Annotated in this window: 13 protein-coding genes and 3 pseudogenes; 9 read left to right on the top strand and 7 right to left on the bottom strand. The window is 74.3% G+C overall.

Going from position 1 to position 15,849, the window contains the following annotated elements:
• Positions 1 to 18: 18 nt before the first annotated feature.
• The 4 genes from J7E97_RS31250 to J7E97_RS31235 are packed head-to-tail and all read right to left on the bottom strand — an operon-like array spanning position 19 to position 3,775.
• Entirely contained in the window at positions 19 to 1,119 is a 1,101-nt protein-coding gene (locus J7E97_RS31250) for an FAD-dependent oxidoreductase (protein WP_215034294.1), read from the bottom strand.
• Between the two features lie 45 nt (positions 1,120 to 1,164).
• The gene (locus J7E97_RS31245; RefSeq protein ID WP_215034300.1) at positions 1,165 to 2,541 is read right to left on the bottom strand and encodes a cytochrome P450; all 1,377 of its coding nucleotides are present in this window, start codon (positions 2,539 to 2,541) and stop codon (positions 1,165 to 1,167) included.
• Positions 2,542 to 2,565: 24 nt separating this feature from the next.
• Positions 2,566 to 3,243 (bottom strand): HAD family phosphatase, encoded by a 678-nt coding sequence (locus J7E97_RS31240; protein WP_215034292.1) that lies wholly within the window; start codon positions 3,241 to 3,243, stop codon positions 2,566 to 2,568.
• Positions 3,244 to 3,295: 52 nt separating this feature from the next.
• Positions 3,296 to 3,775, bottom strand: a complete 480-nt coding sequence (locus J7E97_RS31235) for an Lrp/AsnC family transcriptional regulator (RefSeq protein WP_215034290.1) — start codon at positions 3,773 to 3,775, stop codon at positions 3,296 to 3,298.
• Between the two features lie 414 nt (positions 3,776 to 4,189).
• On the opposite strand from J7E97_RS31235, the gene J7E97_RS31230 reads away from it, so the two are divergent.
• From J7E97_RS31230 to J7E97_RS31220, 3 genes and pseudogenes are all read left to right on the top strand, one after another.
• Positions 4,190 to 5,689 carry an SDR family oxidoreductase gene (locus tag J7E97_RS31230; RefSeq protein WP_215034288.1) on the top strand — a complete coding sequence of 500 codons (1,500 nt, stop codon included), beginning with the start codon at positions 4,190 to 4,192 and terminating at the stop codon, positions 5,687 to 5,689.
• 234 nt (positions 5,690 to 5,923) lie between these two features.
• Entirely contained in the window at positions 5,924 to 7,300 is a 1,377-nt protein-coding gene (locus J7E97_RS31225) for a deoxyribodipyrimidine photo-lyase (RefSeq protein ID WP_215034286.1), read from the top strand.
• Between the two features lie 35 nt (positions 7,301 to 7,335).
• Positions 7,336 to 8,046 (top strand): annotated as a pseudogene (locus tag J7E97_RS31220) (B12-binding domain-containing protein); the annotation flags it as partial.
• A gap of 70 nt (positions 8,047 to 8,116) precedes the next feature.
• On the opposite strand, the pseudogene J7E97_RS37165 reads toward J7E97_RS31220, so the two are convergent.
• The 3 genes and pseudogenes from J7E97_RS37165 to J7E97_RS37155 all read right to left on the bottom strand — a co-directional run.
• A pseudogene (locus J7E97_RS37165) lies at positions 8,117 to 8,290 on the bottom strand (hypothetical protein); the annotation flags it as partial.
• 73 nt (positions 8,291 to 8,363) lie between these two features.
• Positions 8,364 to 8,426, bottom strand: a pseudogene (locus J7E97_RS37160) (sigma-70 family RNA polymerase sigma factor); the annotation flags it as partial.
• 8 nt (positions 8,427 to 8,434) lie between these two features.
• Positions 8,435 to 8,593 carry a hypothetical protein gene (locus J7E97_RS37155; RefSeq protein WP_374224287.1) on the bottom strand — a complete coding sequence of 53 codons (159 nt, stop codon included), beginning with the start codon at positions 8,591 to 8,593 and terminating at the stop codon, positions 8,435 to 8,437.
• A gap of 168 nt (positions 8,594 to 8,761) precedes the next feature.
• Between J7E97_RS37155 and J7E97_RS31210 the strand changes: the two genes are divergently transcribed.
• The 6 genes from J7E97_RS31210 to J7E97_RS31185 all read left to right on the top strand — a co-directional run bounded on the left by J7E97_RS31210 (position 8,762) and on the right by J7E97_RS31185 (position 15,774).
• A complete protein-coding gene (locus tag J7E97_RS31210) occupies positions 8,762 to 9,355 on the top strand; it encodes a histidine phosphatase family protein (protein ID WP_215034285.1) in 594 nt (197 codons plus the stop codon).
• Positions 9,356 to 9,400: 45 nt separating this feature from the next.
• Positions 9,401 to 11,002 (top strand): APC family permease, encoded by a 1,602-nt coding sequence (locus J7E97_RS31205; RefSeq protein ID WP_215034283.1) that lies wholly within the window; start codon positions 9,401 to 9,403, stop codon positions 11,000 to 11,002.
• Between the two features lie 9 nt (positions 11,003 to 11,011).
• Entirely contained in the window at positions 11,012 to 11,440 is a 429-nt protein-coding gene (locus J7E97_RS31200; protein WP_215034281.1) for a universal stress protein, read from the top strand.
• Positions 11,441 to 11,738: 298 nt separating this feature from the next.
• Complete coding sequence (locus J7E97_RS31195; protein WP_215034298.1) at positions 11,739 to 13,232, top strand: FUSC family protein; 1,494 nt, start codon at positions 11,739 to 11,741, stop codon at positions 13,230 to 13,232.
• Positions 13,233 to 13,482: 250 nt separating this feature from the next.
• Positions 13,483 to 14,631 carry a nitric oxide synthase oxygenase gene (locus J7E97_RS31190; protein ID WP_215034279.1) on the top strand — a complete coding sequence of 383 codons (1,149 nt, stop codon included), beginning with the start codon at positions 13,483 to 13,485 and terminating at the stop codon, positions 14,629 to 14,631.
• 54 nt (positions 14,632 to 14,685) lie between these two features.
• On the top strand, positions 14,686 to 15,774 hold the full coding sequence (locus tag J7E97_RS31185) for a lactonase family protein (RefSeq protein WP_308346867.1): 1,089 nt from the start codon (positions 14,686 to 14,688) through the stop codon (positions 15,772 to 15,774).
• Positions 15,775 to 15,849: the final 75 nt, after the last annotated feature.

Here is a 15,849-nt window from a genome sequence, read left to right as displayed (position 1 = left end):
CTGGACTCCAGACAGGACCTAGCGGGCCTCGGCCGGGGTGCGGGTGAGGAAGCGGCGGAGTTCGCGGGCGGCGGAGGCGCCGGCGCGGTTGGCGCCGATGGTGGACGCCGACGGGCCGTAGCCGACCAGGTGGACGCGCGCGTCGCGGACCGCGCGCGTGGCGTCGAGACGGATGCCGCCGCCCGGCTCGCGCAGGCGCAGGGGGGCCAGGTGGTCGACGGCCGCGCGGAATCCGGTGGCCCACAGGATCACGTCGGCCTCCACCCGGTTCCCGTCGGCCCAGGCGGCGCCGCCGGCCGTGAGGTGGTCGAACATGGGCCGGCGCTCCAGGACCCCCGACGCCAGTCCGCCCCGGACCGCCTCGTTGAGCGGCAGCCCGGTGACGCTGACCACGCTCTGCGGAGGCAGCCCCTGCCGCACCCGGTCCTCCACCAGGGCCACCGCCGCACGGCCTTCGGCTTCGCCGAAGCTCCCGTCGCGGAACACCGGCGGCCGCCGGGTGACCCAGGTCGTCCGCTCCGCGACCTCGGCGATCTCCAGCAGGTGCTGCACCGCCGAGGTGCCGCCGCCCACGACGACGACCCGGGCCCCGGCGAACTCCTCCGGCCCCGGATAGTTCGCCGTGTGCAGCTGCCGGCCGCGGAAGGTCTCCTGCCCCGGGTAGCGGGGCCAGAACGGCCGGTCCCAGGTCCCGGTGGCGTTGACCAGCGCCCGCGCCGACCAGGTCCCGGATGCGGACTCCACCAGCAGCCGCCGGTCCGCTCCCTCGCGTACGGCGGTGACGTTCACGGGACGGCGTACGCGCAGGTCGAAGCGGGCCTCGTACGCAGCGAAGTACTCCCCGATCACCTGGGAGGACGGCCGCAGCGGATCGGCCCCGACGAGCTCCATGCCCGGCAGGGCGTGCATGCCGTGGACCTTGCCGTAGGTCAGCGAGGGCCAGCGGAACTGCCAGGCACCGCCGGGGCGGGGAGCGTGGTCCAGGACCACGTGGTCGATGCCCGTCCGGGCGAGGTGATAGGCGCTGGACAGGCCCGCCTGGCCGGCGCCGATGACCGCCACGTCCGTGACTGCCGCGACCGCCGTACCGGCTGTGGTCCGCTCCGCAAATTCGTTCACGGTTCTACCAACCGGGCGCGTTGCCGGGATCTTCCCGGGCCCCCGTTACGGGTGGCCGGCGCGGAGCGTCGCCAGGACCGGGCCGACCGGCTGGAGGGTCAGGCCCGGGAGGACCTTCGCGCGCCCGGGGCCGCTGTCCAGGTGGAAGCGCTGGGCCAGGACGGCCAGTACGAGGGCGGCCTCCACCAGGGCGAAGCGGGCGCCCGGACAGGCGCGGGGGCCGCTGCCGAAGGGGAACCAGGCGTGTTCCGGCACGGGACGGGGCGCGTCCGCGTCCCAGCGCTCAGGGCGGAAGGACTCCGGCTCCGGGAACCAGCGCGCGTCCCGGTGCATCGACCACGGGCTCGCCCACACCGACAGGCCGGCTGGGACCGGTCGCCCGCCGAGCGTCGCACCCTCCGTCGCCACCGCCGAGATCAGCCAGATCGGCGGGTAGATCCGCAGCGCCTCCTTGACCACCTGCTGGGTCCAGGGCAGCCGCGCGTAGTCCTCGTACGTCGGCAGCCGCCCGCCGAGCACCCGGTCCAGCTCTTCCGTCAGCCGCTCGCGCGCCTCGGGCGCACCGGACAGCAGCTGCCAGGCCCAGGTCAGGGTGGTCGAGGTGGTTTCGTGGCCGCCGATGTAGAGCGTGATCGACTCGTCCCGCAGCTCCGTGCGCGACAGCGGCTCCCCCCTCTCGCCCCGGGCGGCGAGGAGCCGGCTCAGCAGGTCGTCCCGCTCTTCGCCGGCCGCCGAGGCCGCCTCGTGCTCCCGTATGACGTGCTCGATCTCCCGGTCGAGGACGGCCACCGCGGCCCGCATCCGGCGCCGGCCCGGAGTCCGCACCCATGGCGGCAGGAACAGGGTCACTCCGCGGAACTCCGCACTCAGTTCCCGCTGAGCCGTGGCCATGGCCGCACCGATCGGCGCCTCCCGACCGGCCGCGTCGCTGCCGAACAGGGTGCGCACCCCGATCCGTTGCGTGAGCCCGGCCATCTCCTTGTGCACGTCGATCCGCGCGCCCTCGCTCCAGGCGGATGCCAGCGCGTCGGCGCACTCCACCATCGTTGCCGCGTACGAGCGCACTTGGCGCGGGCGCACCGAGGGCTGGACCAGCGCCCGCTTGCGCCTCCAGTCGTCGCCCGTGGCCACCACCACTCCGTTGCCGAGCAACTGGCGAAAGGCCCACCCCAGTTCGGTCGGCTTGAAGGTCGACTCGACGGCGCCCAGCAGTTCGCCCGCGTGCTCGGGCCGGGAGACCAGCACGTTGCGCTGCGGGCCGAGCGCCCAGGGCACCCAGTCGCCGTACTCGTCGCGCAGCGACTCGAAGAAGGCCAGCGGATCGCGGGCGAAGGCGGGAAGGTTTCCGACCAGGGGCCACCGGCGCGGTCCGCGCTCGGCTCCCGAAGACAGCGGGTGGCGGTCACCCCGGCAGGGTGACAGCGCCGGCTCGAGGATGCCAGGGGATCAGGCGCCCCGGCGCTCCGCGATCCAGCCGTAGGCGGCGTCCGCGCTGAACTCCCGCTGACCGGCGGGGAAGAGCAGACCGGCCGTCGCGAAGGCCGGATCGTCGGCGGCGGCCGCCACGTACGGGATCGCCACGCACTCCATGCCCGCCGCACGGGCGGCCTGCGCGCCAGGAGCCGCGTCCTCGACGACCACGCAGTCGGCGGGATCCGCGCCTAGCCGGCGCGCCGCCTCCAGGAACACGTCCGGGGCGGGTTTGCCCCGCTCCACTTCCTCGGCGGAGACCACCGTGGTCAGCAGCGCGTCCAGCCCGGTCCCGGCCAGGACCGCGTCGATCGCCTCGCGCGAGGACCCGGAGGCCACCGCCATCGGGACGCCGTCCCCGTGCAGCCGCTCGACGAGCTTGCGCATCTCGGGGTACGCCTCGGTCCGGATGCGGGCGAGCTCCAGGTAGGCGGCGTTCTGCTCGGTGAGCAGCTGCTCCACCGGGGCCTGGATCCCGTAGGCGTCCCGGAGGATCTCCAGCGTCTCCAGAGTGCCGATGCCGATGTACCGGGAGTGCTGCTCCCAGGTGAAGTCGGGGACCCCGTGCCGCTCCAGCGTGCGCCGCCCGGACTCGTAGTAGTTCGGCTCGCTGTCCACGAGGGTGCCGTCGAGATCGAATATGACGGAGATCATTCGCCGCGCCCGTCCTGCCCGTGCCGGTCCTGTACCTGTCCCGACCATCTTGTCAGGATTTGCGTGCGGCTCGTCCCACGGACTCGACCAGCGGCAGCAGCCGGTGCGCCACCCGTTCGCGCAGCGCGACCTCGGTCCGGGTGCGGACCACTCCCGGGAGCCGGATCAGCCGCTGGATCACGTCCTCCAGATGCGCGTTGTCCCGCGCGGCCACGCGGGTCAGCAGGTCCCCGCCGCCGGTGATGGAGAAGGCCTCGATGATCTCGGGAACGGAGGCCAGCGCGTCGCCGACCTCGTCCAGGTGCCCCTGGGTGACCTCGATGTGCACGAAGGCCAGCACCGGGTGTCCGAGTGCGGCCGGGGACAGGACGGGCCCGGTCCCGGTGATCACCCCGGTGCGCTCCAGCCGGTCGAGCCGGGCCTGGAGGGTGCCGCGGGCGACGCCGAGGATCCGGGCGTACTCCCGGACGCTGGTGCGCGGTTGCTCGATCAGCAGGCGCAGGATCCGTGTGTCGAGCTCGTCCACCGCCATGCTGTGACCTTATCAACGCGCAGGTGAGCCGGGGTGGCGCCGTGGCGGCCACGCAGGCAGGGTCACCTCGCGCGGGCGGCCACGCATGCCGCAGTCAGCCCCGGAACACCCCCGCCGGCCCCGGCGGTGCGGGGGCACGATCGTCTCCGCTGGGGGCGCGATCGTCTCCGCTCGGTCATGTCCTTCGGCCCTGGGCCCCCTGCTTCGGAACGGGAGGAGGCCGTGGATGTGCCGTCCGGGGGGATTCCCGCATCCGATGCGGTGCGCCCCGGGGAACGGGAGGTAAGGGAGTACGCGCCGGGGCACCCTGTCCGGGCGACGGCGTGCGTGCGGTACGCGGCCGGGCGCGTGCGGTACGCGGCCGGGGGACGGGGCGGAGCGGCGCAGAGCCGGGAACGAGGAGCGGAGACAACCATGACGGGAAAGAACTGCCTGGTCACCGGAGCCACCGGCTACATCGGCGGTCGCCTGGTGCCCGAACTCATCGAGGCCGGGCACCGCGTCCGATGCCTTGCCCGCACCCCCGAGAAACTGCGCGACCACCCGTGGGCCGGGCAGGTCGAGATCGTTCGCGGGGACGTCACCGACGCGCGCGGCCTGGCTGCCGCGATGGCCGGGATCGACGTCGCCTACTACCTCGTGCACGCCCTCAACACCGGATCCGGGTTCGAGGGGCGCGACCGCGCCGCTGCCCGGACTTTCGCGGAGCAGGCCCACGCCGCCGGAGTCCGCCGCATCGTCTACCTCGGCGGCCTCACCCCGGCCGGCATCCCCGTCCGCTCCCTCTCCCCGCACCTGCGCTCCCGCGCCGAGGTCGGCGAGATCCTCCTCGCCGGACCCGTCCCGGCGGCCGTCCTGCGCGCCGCCGTCGTCATCGGCTCCGGCTCCGCCTCCTTCGAGATGCTGCGCTACCTGACCGAGCGGCTGCCCGTCATGGTCACCCCCAGCTGGGTCGGCACGCGCTGCCAGCCCATCGCCGTCCGCGACGTCCTGCGCTACCTCGTCGGCAGCGCCGGTATGCCGCCCGAGGTGGACCGGGCCTTCGACATCGGCGGGCCCGACGTGGTCACGTACGAGGAGATGATGCGCCGCTACGCCGTCGTGGCCCGGCTGCCCGCCCGCCTGATCCTGCGCGTCCCGATGCTGACCCCCGGACTGTCCAGCCACTGGATCGGTCTGGTCACCCCCGTACCGCGCGCGCTGGCCCGGCCCCTCGCCGAATCCCTGCGGCACGAGGTGGTCTGCGCGGAACACGACATCGCCACCTACGTCCCCGACCCGCCCGGCGCGCCCATCGGCTTCGACGAAGCCCTGGCCCTCGCCCTCCAGCGGATCCGGGACGCCCGCGTGGACACCCGCTGGTCCTCGGCCGCGGTGCCCGGCGCGCCGAGCGATCCGCTGCCCACCGACCCCGACTGGGCGGGCGGCAGCCTCTACACCGACCGGCGGGAGCGCGCGGTCGACGCCTCGCCCGGAGCGCTGTGGCGGGTGGTGGAGGGCATCGGAGGCGAGAACGGCTGGTACTCCTTCCCCTTGGCCTGGGCCCTGCGGGGCTGGCTGGACCGGCTCGTCGGCGGCGTCGGCATCCGCCGCGGCCGCCGCGACGCGGCCCGGCTGCGGGTGGGGGACTCCCTCGACTTCTGGCGGGTCGAGGAGATCATCCCGGGCCGCCTGCTGCGCCTGCGCGCGGAAATGCGGCTGCCCGGCCTGGCCTGGCTCGAACTCCGTGCCGATCCGCCGGTCCCGGGGGACGGGGGCGGCGCCCGCTACCGCCAGCGGGCCCTGTTCCATCCGCGCGGCCTGCTCGGCCACCTGTACTGGTGGAGCGTGTCCCCGTTCCACGCCGTCGTCTTCGGCGGCATGGCCCGCAACATCGCCCGCGCCGCGGAACGATTGGACCGGCGCTCGTCCTAGCACCGCCGGCTCGCCGCGGCGGCCGCATCCCCGGCGCCGCACGGCGCGTCCGGCTCCCGTTCCCCCCTTCCGAACCCGCACCCTGTCCCGTTCCGGCCCGGCGGGGCTCCGGACGAGCCCCGGGGAACGAGCGGCAGCGACCCCGCATCCGGGGGGTGCTCGCGCCCCGAAGTACGAGACGAAACCCGTCCCCTCGTCCCCACGTCCCCACGTCCCCCACACGGAGCGAGCCCCATGAACGTCGCGGTGGTCCTCTACACCTCCGACCTGCGGCTGCACGACCATCCGCCGCTGCGCGCCGCGCTGTCCTCCTCCCGGCAGGTGGTTCCGCTCTTCGTCCGCGACCCCGGGGTACCAGCGCCGCCCAACCGGCTCGCCTTCCTCGCCGACTGCCTCGCCGGCCTCGACGCGGGGCTGCGCTCCCGCGGCGGCCGGCTCGTCGTCCGCTCCGGCGACGCCGTCACCGAGACCGTCGCCCTCGTACGGGAGGCCGACGCCGACGAGGTGCACATCTCCGGCGGCGTCAGCGCCTTCGCCCACGCGCGCGAGGACCGGCTGCGCACCGCCCTCGAAGCCGAGGGCCGGCGGCTCTACGTCCACGACGCCGTGATCACCGCCGTGGCCCCCGGTGCCGTCCTGCCCGCCGGGTCCGACCACTTCGCCGTCTTCGCCCCGTACCACCGCCGCTGGGCGGCCCAGCCCCTGCGGGCCCTCGCGCCCGCGCCCCGCGCCGGCGTCCGGGTCCCCGACGACGTCCGCTCCGAGCCGCTGCCCGAGCGCGCCGCCGTCACCGGCACCTCCCCGGGCCTCGCTCCCGGCGGCGAGCGCGAGGCCCGCCGGCTGCTGGCCCGCTGGCTGCGTTCCGGGATCTCCCGCTACCCGGAAGTCCACGACGACCTGGCCGGCGACGCCACGTCCCGGCTCTCCCCGCACCTGCACTTCGGCACGCTCTCGGCCGCCGAGACCGTCCACCGTGCCCGCGCGGCCGGCGGACCCGGCGCCGAGGCCTTCGTACGGCAGCTGTGCTGGCGAGATTTCCACCACCAGGTGCTCGCCGCCCGTCCGGAGGCGGCCGCGGCGGACTACCGCACCCGCGGGGACGGCTGGCGGACCGGGCCGGCCGCCGATGAGGAGATCCAGGCCTGGAAAGAGGGCCGGACCGGCTATCCGGTGGTCGACGCGGCCATGCGCCAGCTCGCCCACGAGGGCTGGATGCACAATCGCGGGCGGCTGCTCACCGCGAGCTTCCTCACCAAGACCCTGTACGTCGACTGGCGCCTCGGCGCCCGCCACTTCATGGACCTCCTCGTGGACGGGGACCTCGCCAACAACCAGCTCAACTGGCAGTGGGCGGCGGGCACGGGCACCGACTCCCGCCCCAACCGGGTCCTCAACCCGGTTCGCCAAGGCCTGCGCTACGACCCCGACGGCGCCTACGTGCACCGTTGGATCCCCGAACTCGCCGCACTCCCCGCTCCGCGCGTGCACGAGCCGTGGCGGCTGACCGGGCCGGAACGGGCCGGCTACGACTACCCCGACCCGGTGGTCGAACTGGCCGACGGCCTCGACCGCTTCCGCCGGGGCCGCGAGGCCGGGTCCGGCGCCGGGTGAGCACCCTCGGACCCGCCGCGCCGTACGGTGGAACGGTGGAGCCCGACCCCCCGCAGCCCCCGCCCACCGCGCTCGGCACCGGCGCCGTCGCCCGGCGCCTGGGGGTCTCGGCCGACCACGCTGCGCTCGTCGGAACGCCGCTACGCCATCGGCCCGGCCCGCCGCGAAGACGGCCGGCACCGGCGCTGGACCCCCGGGGACATGGCCCGCCCGGAGCTGATGTGCCGCCTCACCACCCAGGGCGTCCCGCCGTCCGAGGCGGCCCGGGTGGCCCGGGGCGCCGCCCCCGGCACTCTCGCCTCCGCGTCGCCGCCGGTCGGGGCGGCGACGCCGGGCGGGCCCCCGCGCTGCGCCTCGGAGACGTCCGCCCGGAGTGCAGGGGGCTCGCGCGGGCCGCCGTACGACTGGACGCGCCTGCCGTGGAGGACCTGCTGGCCGGCGCGCTCGCCGAGCTCGGCCTGGTCACCGCGTGGGAAGAGGTGATCGCGCCGACCCTGCACGCGGTGGGCCGCAAGTGGGCCTCGGCGGGGGAGCGTTACATCGAGGTGGAACACCTGTTGTCCTGGTACGTCTCCTCGGCCCTGCACCGGATCCGGCCGGCACCGCAGACGCTCCGGACCCCTCCGGTGCTGCTGGCCTGCACGCCCGGGGAGCAACACAGTCTGCCGATGGAGGCGTTGGCCGCCGCCCTCGGGGAACGGGCGTTTCCAGTAAGGATGTTCGGCGCCGCCCTGCCCGCCGAGGCGGCTCCAGCGACTGCCGCAGGAGGTGCAGCGCCCGTCGCATGTGGCTCTTGACGGTGCCGAGCGGCAGTCCGGTGCGGTCCGCGATCTGCCACTGCGCCAGGTCCGCGTAGAAGGCGAGCCGCAGCACCCGCTGCTGCGCCGAGGAAGCCGGGCCAACTCCTCCAGCACCACCCCCGTTCCAGGGCCCGTTCCGGGCCCGGCAGCGGCTCCGGACGGGCCTGGGCGCTGAGGCGCAGGGCGGCATCGGTCGCCCGCGCCCGCCGGGTCCGGGCCGTCAGGGCGTCGGCCACCTTGTGGCGTGTGATGCCGGTCAGCCAGGCCCCGAGGCCGCCCGGCCCGGGGCGGTAGCCGCTCCGGCCGCGCCAGGCGGCGAGGAACACCTGCTGGGTCACGTCCTCGGCCTCCCGCTCGTCGCCGGGCGAGCGCCGGGCGAGCGCCGGGCAAGGGCGTGCACCAGCGGCCGCCAGCGCCGGGAGACCAACGCCACGCAGTCCTCGTCGCCCGCCGCGAAACCCGCCGCGACGCGATCGCCGTACTCGTTGTCCATGGCCCCGAGCTTCGCGAGAGCGGGTCGCGGGGCCAACTTGCATCGCTTGCGCATCGCTTTCCCCCTCGCTCCCTGATCTCCCTCACCCCTGCGATGCCCGGCTCGCTCCCCGCAAGCCGCCGCCCGTCCGTACGGCGCGGACCCGCCGCAGGGATTAGGGTCCGAGGGATGAGCGACCTGCTGCTGGTGAGGCACGGCGAGACGGCCTGGAGTGCGACCGGGCGGCACACCGGGCGCACCGACGTCCCGCTGACCGCGCGCGGGGTCGAGGAAGCCATCTCGCTCGCCCCCTACTTCCAGGATCGCCATCCGGCCCTGGTGCTGACCAGCCCGATGCGCCGGGCCGAGGCCACGGCCCAGCTCGCCGGGCTGACCGGCGGGGTCAGCGACCCCGACCTGTACGAGTGGGACTACGGCGGCTACGAGGGCATCACCACGGCGGAGATCTTGCGCGAGCGTCCGGGCTGGTCCTTGTGGACCGACGGGGTGCCGCCCGGCGACGCGGAGCACCCCGGTGAGAACGCCGCCGAGGTCGCCGCCCGCGCGGACCGGGTGCTCGCCCGGGTGGCCGGCGTACTGCGCGAGGACCGGGGTGACGCGGTCCTGGTCGCCCACGCCCACCTGCTGCGCGTGCTGACCGCCCGCTACCTCGGCCTGCCTCCCGAGGCCGGACGCCTCTTCCTGCTGCGCACGGGCACCTTCAGCCGGCTCTCCACGGAGCACGGCCTCCCCGTGGTCGCGGGCTGGAACACCCACCCCTGACGCTCCCGCCTCGCGCGCCCACCCGGTCTGCGTGATCATGCGTACATGGCTCACCACGGCGCGGACGGCGGCCTTCCGGAGCCCCCGGGCCCGGAACCGGGCCCCGAACCGGGCCCCGAACCGGGCCCAGGGGCGACCGCCGATGTGGACCCCGTCCCCGACCCCGGCGCCGACCCCGGCGCCGGTCCCGGACTCAAGGCCAACGCCATCGGCTTCCTCGACGCGCTCGTCATCGGTCTGAACTCGACCTCGCCCGCCTACTCCCTGGCCGCTGTCATCGGCCCGATCGTCGCGCTCGCCGGGATCTACGCGCCCGGAGTCATGCTGGCCTCCTTCGTGCCGATGCTGTTGATCGCCGCCGCCTTCTACTACCTCAACAAGGTCGACCAGGACTGCGGAACCACCTTCTCGTGGGTGACGCGTGCCATGGGCCCGTGGGCCGGCTGGCTCGGCGGCTGGGCCATCGCCATGACCGGCGTGCTCGTCATCGGCTCGCTCGCCGACGTGGCCGTCCACTTCGGCCTGCTCGCCGCCGGGCTCGACGGCTGGGCGGCGAACGAGGTGATCCGCCAGACGCTGACGGTCGTCGTGATCCTGGCCATGACCGCCGTCTGCGTCATCGGCACCGAGATGTCCGCCCGGCTCCAGGACATCCTGATCCTCGCCCAGGTCTTCTTCCTGCTGGCCTTCGCCGTGGTCGCCCTCTACCGCGTCTACGCCGGGACCAGCAGCCTCGACGGAACCAGACCCTCGGTGGAATGGCTCAATCCCTTCGGTGCCGGCGGCGCCGCCCTGACCGGCGGGCTGCTGCTCGGCGTCTTCATCTACTGGGGCTGGGAATCGGCGGTCAACCTCACCGAAGAGGTCGAGAACTCCGCCACCGCGCCGGGCAAGGCGGGCATCTGGTCGACCGTCGTGCTCCTGGTGACGTACCTGTCCGTCGGCTTCGCGGTCGTCGGCTACGCCGGGACGAAGTTCCTCGCCGAGAACGCGGGCGAGGAGGAGGCCGTCTTCGCCGTCCTCGCGCACGAGGTCATGGGCGGCTGGGACTGGGTCGTCCTGCTCGCCGTCTGCACGTCCGCCCTCGCCTCCACCCAGACCACGATCATCCCCGCGTCGCGCACCGCCCTGTCGATGGCCCGCCGTCACGCGCTGCCGCCGCACCTCGCACACATCCACCCGCGCTTGCGGACCCCCGACGTGAGCACCTGGTGGGTGGCCGCCATTGCCATCGGCTGGTACCTCGCCGTCAACCAGATCAGCGAGAACGCCCTCCTGGACTCCCTCACCGCCCTGTCCCTGCTCATCGCCTTCTACTACGCGCTCACCGGCTTGGCCTGCGCCGTGTACTACCGCCGACACCTGCTGGAGAGCGCGCACAACTTCCTGCTGATCGGCCTCGGCCCGGTGATCGGCGCCGGACTGCTGGCCTGGCTGCTGGTGCAGTCGGTCGCCGACATGTCGGACCCGCAGAACTCGGCGGGCGGGGCCTCCTGGTTCGGACTCGGTCCACCGCTGGTCATCGGGATCGGGATCGCCGTCGTCGGAGTGCTGGTCATGGGCTTCTGGCGGGTCCGGGACGAGCGCTTCTGGCTGGAGCGGCGCGGGGTCGCCGACCCGGACCTCGTCCACGGAATCCGGAAGTAGGGAGCCCCGATGTCCGTCGTCCTCGGGTACGACGAATCGCCCGGTGCGGAGCGCGCGCTGCGCGTGGCGCTGGAGGTGGCCACCGCCTTCGGCGAGCCGCTGGTCCTCGTCTACGGGGCGGCCGCCCCCGGTGCCACCGGCGAGGAGTACCGGGCGCACCGGGAGGCCGTCCGCGAGGCCGGCCGCAGCGCGCTCGCCCGCGCGGTGGAGGCCGCCGACGAAGCGGGGGTGCCCTCCACGGTCGAGGTGATGGACGAGAAGCCCGCCCAAGCGCTGCTCGCCGCCGCCGAGCGCCACCAGGCGCGTGTGATCATCGTCGGGAGCTGGGGCGACAGCCCGATCCGTGGCGCGCTCCTGGGCTCCACTGCGCACAAGCTGCTGCACCTCTCCCCGGTCCCGGTCCTCTGTGTCCCCACGGAAGGCTCCCCGCGCCCGTAGCGGCCGTGTCCGCGGCCCCAGCCCCGGCCGTGCGTACCCGTGGCTCCACCTGGCCGAAAATCGATGCCGAGGACTGTACCAATGGCCCACCCCAGCATCCGAGAGTTGAGCCAGCAGGCCTCCGGATGGTTATCTGTGTCGTATCCATGTACTTACGGCGCCGCGCGGCGCCGTGCGGCAACGAGGCCGCCCCGGAGCGCGGCGCCTTCGCCGTGTCCGCATGCCGCCCACCACCCCCGGGCGGAAGCCGGCCCGGCGTGTTCCATCGCGAGGGGGGCGGCACACCGCCGTGAAGAGGATGTTCGTGGCTCCGGATCCGGGGCTCGCAAGGCTCAAGAACTCCACGCGGGCCGTCATCGGCATCGCACTGGCCGTGGCGACGTCCGAGGTGTGCGGGCTCTCGCTCGTCGCGTCGATCACCGGGGGACTGGCGGCGCTGCTCGCGCTCTTCACCGTGCTCGACCCGACCGTGCGCGCCCAGCGGGTGAGCACCGCCCTGCTGCCGGTCGCCGGCTTCCCCGTACTGGCGCTGGCCACCACCCTGCACGGGGTTCCGCTCGCCCGTGACGCGGCCTTCCTCGCGGTCGTCTTCGCCGGGGTCCACGCCCGGCGCTTCGGCCCGCGCGGACACGCGCTCGGCGTCTTCGCCTTCATGATGTTCTTCGTCACCCAGTTCCTGCACGCACGCCCCGAACAGCTGCCCGAGCTGTTCGCCGCCGTCGGACTGGCGCTGCTGTCCGCGGCGGCAGTCCGCTTCGCGCTCTGGCCCATCGAGCGGCGCACCCCGCCCGCCCCCGCACCGCCCGGGCTGCCCGGTACGGGGCTGGCCCGGCCCACCACCCGGCAGGCCTTCCAGGCGACGGCCGCCTGCGCCTTCGCGCTCGGCATCGGCCAGGCGCTGTCGGAGGACCGCTGGTACTGGGCCGTCGGCACCGCCTGGTGGATCTTCGTCAACACGGCCTCCCGCGGCGAGACCCTGGTCCGGGGCTTCCGCCGGGTCCTCGGCACGGTCGTCGGCATCGCCGCCGGCCTGCTGATCGCGGTGCCGCTGCACGGAGCCCCCGTACCCACGGCCGCCCTGGTCGCGGTATGCGTCTTCGGCATCTTCTACACCGCCGCCCCGTCGTACTCCTGGATGATGTTCTTCGTCACCGTCATGGCGGGACTGCTCTACGGACTCCTCGGCGTGCTCCACCCCGGCCTGCTGCTCCTGCGCTTCGAGGAGACCGCCATCGGCGCGCTGGGCGCGGCGCTCGCCGTCGTCCTCGTCCTGCCCGTCACCACGCACGCCGCCAACGACGCCTGGATCCAGCGCGCCCTGCACTGCGTACGGGCCTCCACCGCGGCCTCCCTCGACCGGCTCGCCGGGGATCCCGACGCCGATCCCGCTCCGCACGCCGCCGAGCTCGAACTGCTGCTGGGCCGGGTACGGATGGCGCTCGCGCCCCTCGTCCACCCGCTGAGCCCGCTCCGCGCCCGCAAGGCGCGGGCCCGCCAGGTCCTCGGGCTGCTCGACGACTGCGCCCGGGAGGTGCGCGGACTGGTGGCCGTCGCGGCCGACCCGCAGGCTTCGCACGACGCCCGCCTCGCCGCCGCCTGCTGGCGCGTGGAAGCGGCCGTGGAGACGCTGACCGGATCGCGGGAAGCCTCGGAGCCGACCGCTCCGCTCCCCCCGCGCCCGCACGCCGCCGAGCCCGCCCTGGCCCACCTGCACGGCCTGGAGCACGCCCTGGTCGCCCTGCACGTCCCGCTGCGCACCCACCCCCGGGCCCCGCTGGTCATCAGCGCCTGACCTCAGCCCCGGCGCAGGGGATCCACGGCGCAGGAACCAAGTCGGTTCGGCGGCGCGGGATGTGGGCGGATGCTACGCCCCGCCGCCGCCCACCCGCAGGCCGATCGGCGAGGACCACACGGAGGAGTGTTCCCGGAGCGCCTCACGCACGGCGGCTGACCTGCGGCAGGTACAACGGGTGATTGTTCCTTGCGCGTTCATCCGGCACGTACAGGGTGGATCTGGTCGGCCAGGGGGGTAACCGCCCGTGATGGAAATACTTCAACAGCGTTCCACCACCGCTCAAGTGTGGGAAGCAGCCGAGGAGTTCATCCGACTCTTCCACAGGGAGAACCCGGACGCGGGTGATCCGCGCGCGCGGCTCGCCGCCGTACGGGCCGAGCTCGCCGGGACGGGCACCTACCGGCACACTCCCGAGGAGCTCGTGCACGGCGCCCGCGTGGCCTGGCGCAACAGCAACCGCTGCATAGGCCGGCTCTACTGGAACTCCCTGCGCGTGCGCGACCGCCGCGGGCTCACCGCCGCCGAGGAGATCGCCGGGGAGTGCTTCGAGCACCTGCGCGAGGCGACCAACGGCGGCCGCGTCCGGCCCACCCTCACGGTCTTCGCCCCTGATGCCCCGGACCGTCCCGGGCCGCTGATCTGGAGCGAGCAGCTGGTCCGGTACGCCGGCTACGGGGACCACCCGTCCATCACCGTCGGCGACGCCCGCAACGCCGAGCTCACGAGCGCGTTGCTCGCCCTCGGCTGGTCCGGCGGCCCCGGCACCCCCTTCGACCTGCTTCCGCTGGTCGTCCAGGGGGTCGACGACAAGCCCCGCTGGTTCGACGTACCCGCGGACGCCGTCCTGGAAGTGCCCATCGAGCACCCGGACGGGGTGGAGGGCGGCGACGGCTGGACGGACTGGGGCCTGCGCTGGCACGCCGTTCCCGCCATCTCCAACATGTGTCTGGAGATCGGCGGCATCCACTACCCGGCCGCGCCCTTCAACGGGTGGTACATGGGTACCGAGATAGGCGCCCGCAACCTCGCCGACACCGACCGGTACAACCTGCTGCCGGCCGTGGCCCGGCGCATGGGCCTCGACACCGCCAGCGACCGCTCGCTCTGGAAGGACCGGGCGCTCGTCGAGCTCAACCGGGCGGTGCTGCACTCCTTCGACCGCGCCGAGGTCACCATCGCCGACCACCACACCGAGTCCCGGCGCTTCCTTACTCACATGGAGAAGGAGGAGCGCAGGGGGCGGGACGTGGGCGCCGACTGGTCGTGGATCGTGCCGCCGATGTCCGGTGCGGCGACTCCCGTCTTTCATCGCACTTTCGAGGACACGACGAGCGCGACGGCGTACGTTCATCATCCGGGCGCCCAGGAGCGGGCCCACGGGCGGGACTTGGTCTAGACCTTCTGTTAACGTCCTCCCGAACGGATCCGGAACGGCGGAGAGGGACCTTCAGTGGACGACGCGGACAGTGGTGTGGGCGGCGGCGACCGTGCGGCCCGCGGCGGCGGACACCGGGCCTGGATCGGCACGTTCACCTCGGGGGGCGGTCGCGGTGTCACCACCGCGGCCGTGGATCCGGCCACCGGAGCGCTGACCGCGCTCTCGGTGACCGACGCCGTCGCGGACCCCTCGTACCTCGCCCACGACCGGCGCAGCGGCGTGCTCTACGCCGTGAGCGAGACCGAGGACGGCGCGGTGGGTGCCTTCCGGACCACCACCGACGGGCTGACCCCCCTCGGAAGCGCCGTCCGCGTCGGCGGCGCCGGTCCGACCCACCTCAGCGTGGCCGGTCGACGGCTGCTGACCGCCAACTACGACTCCGGCAGCGTCAGCAGTCTCCCGCTCGGCGACGACGGCGCGATCGCCGCCCCCGCCGAGGTCCTCGCCCATCACGGCTCCGGCCCCGACGCCGGCCGACAGCAAGGCCCGCACGCCCACCAGGTGCTGCCCGACCCCACCGGCCGCTGGGTGTTCAGCGTCGACCTCGGCACCGATTCGATACGGGTCTGCGCGCTCGACCGGGCCACCGGGGCCCTGCGCGTCCACGCCGAGACCGTGCTGCGCGCGGGGACCGGCCCACGGCACCTCGCCTTCCACCCCGCCGGCGAGGTCGTCTACGTCCTGCACGAGCTGGATCCGCAGCTGACCGTCTGCCGCTGGAACGCGGCGTCGGGCGAGCTCGTACCGGTCGCTGAGGTTCCGGTGGCCTCCAAGGGTGCCCCAGGGGCTCCGGAGGCCTATCCCTCGGCGATCACGGCCTCGCCGGACGGTCGTTTCCTGTGGGCGGCCGTCCGCGGCCCCGACACCATCGCGACCTTCTCGTTCGCCGACGGAGCCGAGAAACCGCAGCTCACGAGCACCGTGGCGTGCGGGGGCAGCTGGCCGCGCGACCTCGCGGCCGACCCCTCGGGACGCCGGCTCTACGCGGCCAACCAGCGCTCCGGGGACGTCACCTGGTTCGACGTCGACCAGCTGACCGGACAGCCGCGCCGGACCGGTTCGCTGGCCGTGCCCGCCGCCGCCTGCGTGGTCTTCGGCTGACGCGAAGCCGGCACTGACGGCCGGTCCGCTACGGGTGCTCATGGGCCGCGCCGGACCCCGTACGTACGAGAGCCC

Source organism: Streptomyces sp. ISL-66, from assembly GCF_018614135.1.
In the GTDB taxonomy this organism is placed as follows: domain Bacteria; phylum Actinomycetota; class Actinomycetes; order Streptomycetales; family Streptomycetaceae; genus Streptomyces.
This window is presented reverse-complemented; position numbering and strand designations above follow the sequence as displayed.